The following is a 13,887-nucleotide window of genomic DNA, read 5'->3' on the forward strand; positions in this document are numbered from 1 at the left end:
TCTATTTCATCTCTTTTAATTCCTATTTATAGATTTTCAATCATGCTTAAAATTTCTTCGATTTCCACTGTATCGTTAAGTCTATTTTTAATACTTTTTGCTATTGCCGAAATTGTAGGACCCATAAACACTTCTTTTAATGCAAATTCTATGTCAAATTCTTTATGAACCCTTGATACAAGATTGGTTGCCTTTAATGAGTCTCCTCCTAATTCAAAGAAGTTATCATTTACTCCAATCTTCTGGACTCCAAGGATTTGGCTCCATATCAGTACAAGCTTCTCCTCAATTTCACCGAATGGTGCAGCATAGTCTACCCCTGTATTAATATTTCCATCAGGGGCAGGCAGGGCATTTCTATCTACCTTGCCATTCGCTGATAAAGGCAGTTTTTCCAACTGTACAAAATATGAAGGGATCATGTAGTCTGGCAGATCTTTGGAGAGATACTCCCTTAATTCCGGTATTGTCAATTCACTTTCTCCAACTATATATGCACAGATGTACTTGTTCCCTTGGGGGTCTTCCCTTGTTGCTGCCACAACTTCTTTTATTGAAGAATGTTTTAGAAGCTGAGCTTCTATTTCTCCAAGCTCTATTCGGTATCCGCGGATCTTAACCTGATGGTCTATTCTGCCCAGGAATTCGATATTCCCGTCAGGCAGCCATCTTCCCAGGTCTCCTGTTTTGTACAGCCTTATCCCCTTTTCTTCTCTGAAAGGATCTTCAAGGAATACATGGGCTGTTTTTTCAGGGTCATTTAAATAACCCCTTCCTACACCTGTTCCAGAGACGCAGATCTCTCCTTTTACTCCGATAGGGCACAGGTTCATGTTTTTATCTGTTATATATAGATTCATATTTTGTATAGGCTTGCCTACAGGAATGTTCTCTCCTTCATGAGCAGCTTCCATAGTATATAGAGTAATATCGTCCGCTGCCTCTGCAGGTCCGTAGGCATTAACTACTTTAGTATTTGGACATAGGTCAAACCATTTCCTTACTATGCCGGATTTTACGGTTTCTCCCGTTATCAGCAAGTAATGAAGTTTTTCCGGTTTATTCCCTGTATTTTCCACATACTCAAGCATTAAAGCAAGGTATGAAGGTACCACCTCAAGGACCGTTATGCCATCTTCTATGATCCGATTCGTAAACCTTGCAACATCCTTTACTATTTCATCTGGATAGATGATAATTTGAGCTCCTATGGTTAGGGCTGCAAAGAACTGCCATACAGATACATCAAAGTATTGAGGCGAGTTCTGGGATATTATGCTGTTGTTAGTTATACAAAGTTCCTTTATTTCCGCATGGATGTGGTTTATCATGCCAAGATGCTCTATCATAGCTCCCTTTGGTACACCAGTTGAACCAGATGTATATATAACATAGGCCAAACTATTTATGTCTATATCTAGATCTAGGTTTTCGCCACTTTCAGCCTCAATCTCTTTTTCACACTGGTCAAGGTATATAATTCGGCCTTTATAGTTCTCACTAAGCTGCTGGGTCACATAATCTGATAAGGTCAACACATAGGCAGCTTTAGATTCCTTAAATATATCAAGCACCCTTTGTGTAGGGTATTTTGGATTTACAGGTATGTAAGCCCCCCCTGCTTTCCATATACCAAGTACCGATTCTACAAATAAGGGTCCCCTCTCCAGCATGACAACTACGGCTTCTTCTCTACCAGTGCCAGCCTTTAGCATGTACCTTGCTATCCTGTTTGCCCTTTGGTTGATCTGGCCATATGTAAATCTACGGCCTTCATACGCTACTGCTATATTGTCTGGACGTACTTTCGTCTGCTGCTCAAACAGGTGGTGTACCGTCAGGTGATGTTCAAATTCAACCTTCGTATCGTTAAAGCCGTATATTATTCGCTCCTTTTCTTCTTGGGATAACATATTGATTTCTGATAGTTTTTTTTCAGGGTTTGAGGTTATCTCTTCAAGGATATTAAAGTAATGCTGAACAAGCCTTTCTACCGTCTCCTTCTTAAACAGACGTGTAGCATATTCCATCCATAATATTATATTATGACCATCTGGTATCAACTGGAATGTTAGGTCAAATTTTGATGTTTTACTTTCAACCGGATATTTGGAATACTTTAATTCACCACGATGTTCCATAATATGCTCATCAGAAGGAACAATATTAAACATAACAGTAAATAAAGGATTTCTGCTTGAATCTCTCTTTACGTTAAGTTTTGTCACAAACTGATCAAACCTGTATTCCTGATTTTCATATGCTTCTAAGGAGCTTTCTTTTACTTCTTCCAAGAACTCAGTAAAGGCCTTATTTCCCTCTGGGAAATTCCTTAATGCCAGGGTATTTATAAACATCCCCAGTATTCTTTCAGTATCAAAATGAGTTCTTGCCGCTATAGGAGTACCAATAATTATGTCTTCCTGTCCTGAGTATTTATACATTAGTGTATTTAATGCCGCAAGAAGTATCATATACACGGTGGCTCCTGTTTGGGAGGAAAGTACATTTAATTTATCCATCAAATGACTGTCTAAATCAAATAGCAACCTATTTCCTTCAAAGCTTTGAAGGACAGGCCTAGGATAATCTGTAGGCATATCAAGGATAGGAATTTCACCCTTGAACCTATTAAGCCAGTATTCTTCCTGCTTTTTGTAAACCTCAGTGCTAAACAAGCCATTCTGCCACTGGGCAAAATCCTTATATTGCACCTCCATTGCCGGAAGGCTTTCACCACTTAATATAGAAACTATTTCATCAAAAGTCCTGATTATTGAAGTTCCATCCGAGACTATATGATGTACATCAAGCAAAAGTATTTGCCTGCTAGCATGGATTTCTATAAGACCTACTCTTATTAAGGGTGCTTTGCTTAAATCGAACGGTCTTACAAATTCATCGATTATTTTCTCTACTCCGTCTTCCTCAGACTCAAAATATTCTATAGTAAAATCAACTTCATCTTGTATCCTTTGCACAAGCTCCCCATCAATCATCTCAAAGGATGTCCTAAATGCTTCATGCCTTTGTATCAATGTTTTTAATGCTTCCCCAAGGGCAACCCTTTCAATCCCACCTTCAAATAAAATTCCCACAGGTATGTTATACCCAATGTTGTTACCCTCAAGATTATTAATGATATACATCATCTTTTGTGCAGATGAGGTTTCATAGTACTCTTTTTCAGAAACTTTAGGTATTCTTTCAAACTCAGCCTTACCCATATTTAGGGAATCCTGTTCTGAAATCTTTCCCGATTCGTATAGCTTTGATATCATTTGCTCGGAAAGATCGTATATGCTGGAACCCTTAAGAAGTTCTACTATGGAAACAGGTGTTTTAAAGGCAACCTCCATCCTGTTTTTTATTTCGGTGGCCATTAATGAATCCATCCCAAAAACAGTTAGTGGTTGTTTGGTACTTAGATCCTCAGGATTATAACGCAAAACCTTCGCTACTATTGTTTTAATATGCATTTCAACGATATTCTGCCTGCTCTGTATTGGAGATGAAATAATATCCTCCAGGATATCAACATCCACCTTTGATTTATTTATATTCTCTTGTTGTCCTGACTCATCTTGCAAAAGAGTTTTAAGCACATGTGGAGAACTCATGGGTGAGAACCATTTTTCCCCAAACGTTTGCCACGAGAGTATAGGTAGAACCACAGACTGTGCAACAGCTTCTCCAACAAGGTGCTCCATAGCCCTAATTCCCTTTTCTACCGTTACAGATTCTATGGATTTTTGTATATAATACTCCGGATCACGTTCCATAAACCTTGCAGCCATTCCAACCTCTGACCATGGTCCCCAATTGATACTCAGTGCAGGAAGTCCTCTCGATAAACGGTAATGTGCAAGTGAGTCCAAAAAGGCATTCCCAGTTGCATATGCTCCCTGGCCTGGTGAACCAAATACAGAAGCAACTGAAGAAAATAAAATAAAGAAGTCAATAGGCCGTCCCTCTGTCATACGGTGAAGGTTCCATGCACCATTTACCTTAGGCGAAAGGACCCTATAAAAAGTCTCATCTTTACTAACCTCAAGAAATTGATCATCCGTAATACCAGCAGAATGTACAACACCTCGAATAGGAGGCCTTTCTTCCTTATCAAAATCTTTAAAAAATCCAGCAAGCTTTTCCTCATCAGTTACATCCACTGATCCAATATATACTGTTGCCCCCTGGGACTCCAGCTTACGAACAAACTCAATCCTCTCTGCAAGGCTGCTGCCTGGCTCTACATTGTTCCATTCAGAACGTTTTGGAAATTCTCCGCGTCCAAGCAGTACCAGATGTCTTGCTCCCTTGGCAACCATCCACTGGGCTGTAATCATACCTATGCCACCAAAAGCACCTGTAATAACATAACTTCCATCGGGGCGAAGATGTACGGGTACTTGATGCTGCATATCAATCCGCAGTTTATCGATTCTTGCTGCAAGTCTATTCCCATTACGGAAAGCAATTTGGTTCTCTCCATTACCTAAGACTTCTTTTAACAGCATTTCCATTTCACCCGCATTGGCCTCTATGTCAAGGTCTACAAGGCCTCCCCAATTTGAAGGCAACTCATGGTAACCTATGACGGTGCCAAGGCCCCATACCAACGACTGTAAGAATGCAGAATTTGGAGTAGCCCTGTTGATCATTTGGGCTCCTCTTGTAATAACCCACAGCTTAAAATTTAATCCCAGATTTGTGGTTGCTTGTACCAGGTGTTTTAATACAAACAGGTTTTCAAAACAAGCTTTTTCTATAGCTGTATTACTAACTTCCTGGATCTCAAGGATATTGAGGCTCCACATATATACAATACCTGTTAGCTTCGTTTTAATTTTTGAGAATTCATCAAACAACGCTCTAAGATCCTCAATGCTTCGAGGGTTTATATATATCTCACGCTCTTCATACTGCCAACCAAAATTCTCACCAGGATATACCATAAAGCATTCTTCTCCCCTTTTTTCAAGGAGATTTGCCAGTTCTTTTCCTGCTGCTTTATGATCCACAAAAATAAGCCATGCTCCAGAGTTAGCAGCAGCTGTGCGGGTATCAACTTCTTCACTTTTTAGAAGCTCCCAGTTTATCTCATAAAGATAATCCTTAACTCTTCCAGCATCAGACCCTCCACTATTTCCAAGTTCCTTAGTTCTTATGCCCAGTATTTCGGCGATTAGATTTCCGTCCTCACTATATAGACGGATGTTGGCGTTCAAATTATTATCTTTCCTATCTACCATCTGCGTATGACAAAGCATGACAGGCTCCGGCCTTCCATAAAGCTGCACCCTGTCTATTCCTACAGGTAGGAATGATTGGCCTTCGTTATTTTCATCTTCATTAAGTGGTGCAACTGCCGCAATGGTAACCTGGAAACAGGCGTCCAATACCGCCGGGTGAAGACCGTAGATAGAGCTATCAATCTCCAGTATTTTAGGGATCTCGATCCTGCCAAGAGCTTCGTTATCACCTTTCCATATCTTGTCTATACCTTGGAAATAAGGACCATAATGGAAACCCATTTGATAGAAGGTTTTATAACATACTTCTTTTCCATATTCTTTGGTACAATTGCCAAGTATTTGAATCAACTCATCTTTAGCAGTGATCTTTATGTTTTGCCGTTTTCTTATTGTGCCGGATGCATTGCATGTCCAAGTCTTATCTTGTCCCGGTATCCTGCTTGAAATCTCGAATTTTGCGGTTTTTGGATCCAAAACCACCTGCACCACAGGTGATACTCCTTGATTTAAAAATAAAGCATTTTCAAACTTTATATCTTCAACTGTATAAAAACCCTCTCCAAAATAGCTTCTGGCACAAGCCATTCCCAGCTCTACATACCCTGCTCCGGGGAAAACTTCTATACCTTGTATTTTATGATCAGAAAGATACGTCATATAGGTAGTATTAAGTTCAATCTCCCATATAGGGCTGGAAGTTTTCAAACGGCGTCCTAAAAACTTGTGCTTATTTTTTCCCTGCCTAAATTCACTTGATTCCTGCGTTTCCATCCAGTATTTATCCCATTGCCATGGATAAAGAGGGAGACTTACAAACTCACCTTGGTACCGGTAAATCTTGTTCCAATCTATAGGGTATCCCAGTGCATATAGATTCCCTAAGTTCTCCAGTATTGAAACCTGTTCGTTTTCATTTCTTTTTATAGAGAACAACTTCTTACCTTCAACGTTTTTAGCTGACAGACAATCAGAAATAGAAGCTGCTAAAACAGGGTGAGGGCCCACCTCAATAAATAAGTTATAATTCAACGAAATCATTTCATACATTGCTGCTTCAAAACGTACCGGCTCTCTTACATTTTTATACCAGTAATGTCCATCACACTCTGTACCCGTCAGCATTTTCCCTGTAACCGTGGAATATATCGGTATCCCGGCAGGCTGGGACTTTATTCCTTTTAATGCCTCCAATAGCTCCTGCTCATATGGTTCCATTTGGTAACTGTGATACGCTACATTGACCTTTAAAAGCCGCGCAAAAACCCCCTTATCCTGCAACTGTTTTTGGATCTGCTCAAGGGCATCAGGATCACCTGACAAAGTTACCGAATTTGGGCTATTGATTGCTGCCATTGAAACACCTTTTATGTTCTCATCCAGCAGGGCCACAACTTCTTTTTCTGGTAAACCTACCGCCAGCATTGTGCCCTTGTTTACTGCTTTTTGCTGTGCACGGCTTCTGTGAATACTTACCAACATGGCATCTTCAAGGCTGTAAATTCCTGCAACATATGTAGAAGCCACTTCTCCAACACTGTGTCCTACCACCGCATGGGGTATAATACCCAAGGATTTCCATACTTCAGTCAAACCCACCTGAACAGCAAAATTGGCAGGTTGAGCAAACTGGGGCTGGTCCAGACGTGAATTCTCCTCATCGGCGAGAAGTTCCTCCAGTAGAGACCATCCAGCATACTGACGTGTAAGTTTATCGCATTTTTCTATCATATTTCTAAACACAGGGTCTTTTTCAAGGAGCTGTCTGCCCATAGCCCACCATATGGGCCCCATACCTGTATATACAAAAACAGCTTTATTGTACTTTCCTGCCTCAACATTTCCCGCAGACATCCCCTGGCGTGCTTGTCCTTTAATATACGCTTCCAGGTTTCCTGCAAGTTCTTCCTTTGAAGATGCCGAAACCGCTAGTCTATAGTCATGATGGGTGCGCTTTTTGCTCATCATGCTTCCAATATCATATAAAGAAATACTTTCTCCACTTCCATTAATAAAATCAACATACTTTTGCGCATAGTTTTTTAGCGCCTTTTCTGAGCGCGCAGATATGGGAATCATATATGGCCATCCGGTATTTACATTAACTTCAGGAGTACCCTCTTTTTGGAGATCTGTAGCTTCCTCCAAGAGGATATGGGCATTTGTTCCTCCAAAACCGAATGAATTTATGCCAACCAATGCGGGTTGCGGCAAAGGCTCCAGGGTCTGAGGAATTCGTATACATAAATCGTCAAAGGGAATTTTAGGGTTTGGATTCTTAAAGTGCAGATGTGGAGGTATTTGCTTATGCTTTATGATTAGTGAAGCTTTTATCAGTGCGGCAACTCCTGCAGCGGCCTCAAGGTGGGCAATGTTTGTCTTAACAGATCCGACAATACACTTTTTATCTTTTGGCCTGTCTGTTGAAACCACTCGTGCTATTGCATTAGCCTCAATAGGGTCTCCAACCGGAGTGCCGGTGCCGTGAGCTTCAATATATGTTATATCTGAAGGTGATATTCCTGCCTTTTTGTATACCTCCTTCATTAAGTTTTCCTGAGCCTGCCCGTTTGGAACAGTAATCCCGTCTGTGTGGCCGTCCTGGTTTACACCCGATCCACTTATTACGGCATAAATCCTATCTCCGTCTTCGATAGCATCTGACAGGCGTTTTAAAACCACAACGCCGGCTCCTTCTCCTCTTGCATAACCGTTTGCACTGGAATCGAAAGTTTTGCACCGTCCATCGGGAGATAAAAAACCACCCTTACTTTCCGCTATGGTATACTCAGGTGTAGCTATAACACTTACTCCGCCTGCTATTGCGAGATTACATTCATTATTCAATAAACTCCCGCATGCAAGGTGTGTTGCAACCAAAGAGCCCGAACACGCTGTATCTACAGACAAACTTGGACCTCTGAAATCATATATATATGAAATCCTGTTGGACAACATTGTCATCATCATACCCGTTGCCGAATGTGTATCTAAACTTTCAACCGATTCGTTTTTAAATTGTATTGCTTGATAGTCAAGGGTGAAGCCCGCTACAAAGACACCGGTATTGGTTCCTGCTAGCTTGGCCGGATCCAAGCCTCCATCTTCCATTGCTTCCCATGATGTCTCCAGCATCAGTCTTTGCTGTGGATCAAGAAAGGCCGCTTCCCTTGGAGAAATACCAAAAAACAAAGGGTCAAACTCATCTATTTTATCTAAAAATCCACCATGACAGGTGTAATGCTTGCCTGGCTTTGATTTGTCAGGATCATAAAACTTTTCTAAATCCCAGCGGCCTTCGGGTAAATCGGAAGTCATATCTTTTCCCGCAGTCAATGCTTCCCAGAACTCCTCAGGCCCCCTTATTCCTCCTGGCAAACGGCATCCTATTCCTATAATGGCGATTTTATCCATAACTTTCGACCTCCAATACTTTATTTATATTCTCTTGAATAGCTTGTCTGATAATTGAACAACCCTGCTGCAAAAGTTCAAGCTCGATGGTTAACGGAGGCATAAGTTTTATAACACTGTCTTTTCTTCCTGCGCTTTCGATGATTAAACCGTTTTGGTAACATTCCTCTACTACTTTTTGCGTGATTCGCTCATCCTCCACATTGGAAAAATCAATACCCCAAATCAAACCTGCACCCCGAATGGTCAGGCCCTTATGTAATGACAAAATCTGCTTGGTTAAATATTCTCTTACAAATGCTTCCTTATATTTCACAGACTGTTCCAAATTATTCATTTCCCAATATTCCAACGCAGCTGTAGCTCCAATGAAAGCAAGCTGGTTTCCCCGGAACGTACCGTTATGCTCACCAGGCTTCCAGACATCAAGTTCCGGTTTCATCAGCAGAATAGACATGGGAAGGCCATACCCGCTGATTGACTTGGAAAGCAGTACAATATCAGGGATCATCCCGGCATGTTCAAATGAAAAGAACGGTCCGGTGCGTCCGCAGCCAACCTGAATGTCATCGCAAATCAGTAGAATACCGTGTCTGTCGCTAAGTTCCCTCAGCCTGAGCATCCATTCGGGTGAAGCTATATTTACGCCGCCTTCCGCCTGAATGGTTTCAAATATAATAGCCGCCGGTTTTTCGATTCCCGAGTGACCGTCGTTTAGAACGGCTTCCATGTATTCAATAGTATCGAATGAGTCAATTGGACTCTCGGAGTATGGGAAAAAGGTAACATCGGATAATGCTATGCCGGAGGAAGATCTTTTCTGAATGTTGCTGGTAACAGCCAGACTCCCCAGCGACATTCCGTGAAATCCTCCCATAAACGCAAATATACCAGTCCGTTTAGTGATCTTTCGGGCAAGCTTCAGCGATGCTTCTACAGCGTTTGTACCTGTAGGCCCGCAAAATTGAATTTTATAGTTTAACTTTCGGGGTTCCAATATGATCTGCGAGAATTTTTCGATAAATTCACGTTTCGCTTTTGTGTACATATCAAGCCCATGAGTAATACTGTCCGATTCAAGATAAGCGAGTATCTTTTGTTTGATGTATTCGTTGTTATGTCCATAATTTAAAGCTCCTGCTCCTGCAAAAAAATCAACAAATTTCTTTCCGGATTCTGAATAAATCAGTGCACCTTTAGCCCGGTCAAACACATCGTAGAAGTTTCTACAATATGCTCTTACGTTGGATTCATACTGCTCAAAAATTTCCATACTCATAATTCCTCCCTTAAACTGAAGTTAGTGTTTAAACACTAACTTCAGTTTATTTTTCCGGCCCAATCCACATCCATGTTCTCTCCCGGCTTGTGGTGGATGTGCATCGTTGCCTTTGTCCTCCCCCGCCCACTCCCGGTATTACTTACAAAACTGGGTGTACATGTACGGTAGGATTGTAAAACCTGCAAGGGTGGAAAATAAATAACATCTTAGTTCTTACCGCCATAGCCCTTATAAGTAGCGTAAACTGCATCTGCATATTGATTGGCCAGAATAGGACGGCCATAAGAGTCTGTAGCTCCCGGATACCAGTTATCTCCTCCGTTATAGTGTAATAAGCCATTATATATGTTGCCGAATCTAGTAATCTTTTCATTTAAAATCAGTCCGCCCAAGCATACCTGATCTTGTTCACTGCCGTGATTATAAGCACGGCCAAATTTTGAGCTGAATTGAGATAAATAAGCATTACGTGTGTTTGGTTCTACCTGCATCAATCCGTCGCCGGCTGATGGACTGCCTGGTAAGCCTGCTCCAAAGCTGCTTTCCTTTTTGATCACAGCACTCAGCAATAAAGCAAAATCTCCGCCTTTACCGAATTTATCGCCCGCATTCATTGTGTATGTCCATATGTGGCTTGGAACTTCGGAAGGCTTTGTTACTGAAGGACCTGTTGGTGGCGTTGTTGGCGGTGTTGTAGGTGGCGTAGTTCCGCTGCCGCCTTTCTTCCATAAAGCAGGAACATTGGATGGTTCCCAGCCTACAAGGGAAGTATGTGCCTGAAGACAGGTATAAGTACTTCCACTATATGTTACTGTATCATTTACCGCATATGCAGTATTTGGACGTTCATACAATATTTATACCATAACGAACATTGTTCGTAAAGAACAATGTTCGTTATGTGTTAGAACACCTACATGTTCTAACTTTAGAACTCTCATCTTTTTCGCGCCTCCAAAAGGCGGAATTTAGGAGAAGAGGATATCTTGTTGTCGTGTGAAAGTATATCGCAACGCTCCACTACCCGCCGGATATATATCGCTAGCTCCAGAAGTTTGGGCTTACCGGACGCGCTGGGGTTATGGCGGCAGCCGCAGGACCGATCGATGAGGATCGGACGGATTGACGCGGCATCAATGCGTCAAAGTCAAGAGGCCGCTGAAGAGCTTTCGTAAGCTTTTTTCTGTTGCGGACGGAACCACGAGGCAGCAAGAGCGAGTAGAGAAGTCCCTATTAGTGCGATGATGACCCAGCGGTAACCGTGAATGACGAAAGCAAAATCAACGGCAGAAATCACATTGTTCTTTCCGGAATACAGCACGTTCTTCAGGTGGGCTGGCAGCGCTGCGCCGACGATGGTTAAAGAAAGAGCCGTACTCAGCACTTGACCCAAGTTATATAGCATGGACCGCAGTCCATTCGCCACCCCGCGGCTTTGCTCCGGAACGCTTGACATGATCTCCGTCGTATTGGGGGTAAGGAATAAACCGGTCCCGACCCCGATTAACAACATGCCGCAAGCGGTGACCCCGTAAGAGAAATTTCCACCGACCACGAATAGGAGTAGTAGTAGTCCTGCTATAGAAATAAGAATTCCAAGTGAGGCCAGAACTCGAATGGCCGCCTTCTTAGTCAACATGCCAGCAATCGGAGAAATGACCAACATCCCTATCGTAATTGGAAGGATCCTTAGACCGGCATTAAGCGCGTTTTGGTGGAAGGCAAATTGGTAATAGAGAGCGAAGAGCAGAGCAACCGCCGTACGGGCAAAAGAATTAAAGAATGTAGCGATGTTCCCCATACTGAACGTCCAGCTTTCAAAAAGGCTTAAATCTAGTAGAGGTGATGCTGAACGATGCTCATGCCATAAAAATATAGTAGTAAATATGGCGAATATCGCAAAACCTCCGATCACCTGCTTGTCTCCCCAGCCCAGTTCTCCCCCCTTGGATAAAGCAATGATTAGACCCGCTAAAGCGACAAAGATCATGATGCCTCCATATCCGTCCACTTTTTTATGGAGCTGCGCTAGGGGCTTCACCCTTAGAATCCAGAGCCCCCAGATGAGAGCAATGATCCCGAAGGGAACATTAGACCAGAACACCCACCTCCAGCCTCAGGCGGTCGTGACCACGCCGCCGACGACCGGGCCAAGCACCTGCGCGACGGAAGCGGACAATAAATTCAGACCGAGACCGGTGCCCAGCTGCGATTGGGGAAACGCATCGGTAATCAGCGGTGTTGTGTTCGTCACTACGAGCGCTCCTCCGGCAGCCTGTACGATCCGAAGAAGGATTAGTACCTCTACATTAAAAGCATAACCGAGTAGTAAACTGGATACGGTAAAGATGGCCATTCCTATTAAATACATTCGGCTTCTTCCGAAAATATCCGAAATTTGTCCGAAGATTAAAATCAGGATAGTGTTTACCAGCATATAGGAAAGTAAAATCCAGCTGGAAGCTGCCGCATTCGCATGAAATTGCTGGCTTAATTCCGGCAATGCGACATTAAGCGTTCCGATATTGACCAGAACCAGGAACGCTCCGAGACTGGTTACAGATAAGACATACCAGGGGTACATCCTATCGGACTTGGGACTTCTCTTTTGGGTCATAGAGACCAACCTCCTGAAATAAAAAAACGACCCCTGGAACCTGATAAATCCAAGGGCACATCTCCTTTGGGTTCAAACTTCAGCAAAGGCAGAAATGATTTCCTGTGTTGTCCGAACACGCCCGATGCGTGGAAAAATAAAATTTTTCACGTGATCGTGCTCGGCTTGAGAAAACCCGGTCATGGCATCGATCGCCAAAATCAGCTGATACCCATTCATAAACGCTTCCCGCGCGGTCGTATCCACGCCAAGCCCGGTAGCGATGCCGCATAAGACGATGGTGTCGATTCCCCGGCGACGCAACTGCAGGTCGAGCTCCGTTCCGTAAAAAGCTCCCCATTGCTTTTTAGTAATGATGTGGTCTGTTTCGGCGACCCGCATTTCCGGGACGATTTGATCGCTTGCTGTAGCCGGGAACTGAGAATGTAGTCTGCAACTGGCTCTTCATCCCCCATTTAAATAAGCCGCCAAGATACCCAGACGTTACCTTGCTCTACACCAACCTGGTAACAACCTTGTTTCCTTGATCGGCCAGTTACGGATTTACTTGCATTTTTATGGTAAAAATAGAAGGCTCAATTTTGATTTTTGTCCCAGTCCAAGAAAACAACTAATAACAATAAATGAAAAAAGCCGCAAAAGTCGCGGCTATTGTGAAATACACTGTCAATACAAAGTATTACCACGAATCTTATAGAATTCGGCAACAACCAGTGGCTGAAATACAGTTTATAATAGTATAGCTTCTTGCTCTAAACGCTTGCCCGTACACAACATCTCTCGAATTAATCCGTGAAACTAGGAATTATCCGTGTTTTCCAGTAGCTGCTCCAATTTGACTTGATAATCTGCAGTGAAGGTTTCTGCCCAATCCAAATGCTGATGGAAAGTAGTCTTATCCATACGATAGGGTCGTAGTTGTGGAAACACTGATTTTTGCAAATGCCGGAATATTTGGAACCCTCCCCAATCGATGTCGCCCCAAAACTGAACTTCAATCTGAAGACCATTTTTATCAAATTTATCTTGGATTTGCCGAAGAAAAAATCGTTTATCCGGTCCTGGAAAACCTCCAAGATAAACAACAATGATCTTCTTCTCTAACAAATTACCAATTCTCGATAACGATTGGATATATTCATGAAATACAGTTTTATTTCCAATGATAAGAATGCGTTCAGCCCTCAAATCTATCACGCGGCCTGCTTTCATTAATTGCGAGTGAACCGTCACACCAAAGAATAGTCGCTCCGGGAGAGATTCACCCATTTGTAATTCAATTCCGTACAAGGCTTGAAGTAACAATTTAGTTTGGACATAAT

5 protein-coding genes and 3 pseudogenes are annotated in these 13,887 nt (G+C 42.5%); 1 reads left to right on the forward strand and 7 read right to left on the reverse strand.

Annotation, left to right across the window (positions count from 1 at the left end; genetic code table 11):
* Positions 1-26 precede the first annotated feature (26 nt).
* The 3 genes from BM358_RS10955 to BM358_RS26805 all read right to left on the reverse strand — a co-directional run bounded on the left by BM358_RS10955 (position 27) and on the right by BM358_RS26805 (position 10,562).
* A complete protein-coding gene (locus BM358_RS10955; protein WP_023988774.1) occupies positions 27-8,666 on the reverse strand; it encodes a hybrid non-ribosomal peptide synthetase/type I polyketide synthase in 8,640 nt (2,879 codons plus the stop codon).
* Positions 8,659-9,939 (reverse strand): diaminobutyrate--2-oxoglutarate transaminase, encoded by a 1,281-nt coding sequence (gene ectB / locus BM358_RS10960; protein WP_028541582.1) that lies wholly within the window; start codon positions 9,937-9,939, stop codon positions 8,659-8,661. The genes BM358_RS10955 and ectB overlap by 8 nt, the downstream gene beginning before the upstream one ends.
* Positions 9,940-10,154: 215 nt before the next feature.
* Positions 10,155-10,562: a transglycosylase SLT domain-containing protein gene (locus tag BM358_RS26805; RefSeq protein WP_230486250.1), complete on the reverse strand. Its 408-nt coding sequence runs from the start codon at positions 10,560-10,562 to the stop codon at positions 10,155-10,157.
* A 13-nt stretch (positions 10,563-10,575) separates the two neighbouring features.
* Here BM358_RS26805 and BM358_RS26810 point away from each other — a divergent pair, with 13 nt between their 5' ends.
* The gene (locus BM358_RS26810) at positions 10,576-10,728 is read left to right on the forward strand and encodes a hypothetical protein (RefSeq protein ID WP_231517198.1); all 153 of its coding nucleotides are present in this window, start codon (positions 10,576-10,578) and stop codon (positions 10,726-10,728) included.
* On the opposite strand, the pseudogene BM358_RS27160 reads toward BM358_RS26810, so the two are convergent.
* From BM358_RS27160 to BM358_RS10985, 4 genes and pseudogenes are all read right to left on the reverse strand, one after another.
* Positions 10,728-10,802 (reverse strand): annotated as a pseudogene (locus BM358_RS27160) (carbohydrate-binding protein); the annotation flags it as partial. The gene BM358_RS26810 and the pseudogene BM358_RS27160 overlap by 1 nt on opposite strands.
* Before the next feature lie 293 nt (positions 10,803-11,095).
* Positions 11,096-12,565, reverse strand: a pseudogene (locus BM358_RS10970) (MFS transporter).
* A 72-nt stretch (positions 12,566-12,637) separates the two neighbouring features.
* Positions 12,638-12,991, reverse strand: a pseudogene (locus BM358_RS10980) (isochorismatase family protein); the annotation flags it as partial.
* A gap of 372 nt (positions 12,992-13,363) precedes the next feature.
* Positions 13,364-13,834 carry a Wadjet anti-phage system protein JetD domain-containing protein gene (locus tag BM358_RS10985; RefSeq protein WP_023988778.1) on the reverse strand — a complete coding sequence of 157 codons (471 nt, stop codon included), beginning with the start codon at positions 13,832-13,834 and terminating at the stop codon, positions 13,364-13,366.
* Between the last annotated feature and the right edge of the window lie 53 nt (positions 13,835-13,887).

The sequence above is a fragment of the Paenibacillus sp. cl130 genome, from assembly GCF_900116035.1.
GTDB classification, from domain to species: domain Bacteria; phylum Bacillota; class Bacilli; order Paenibacillales; family Paenibacillaceae; genus Paenibacillus; species Paenibacillus polymyxa_B.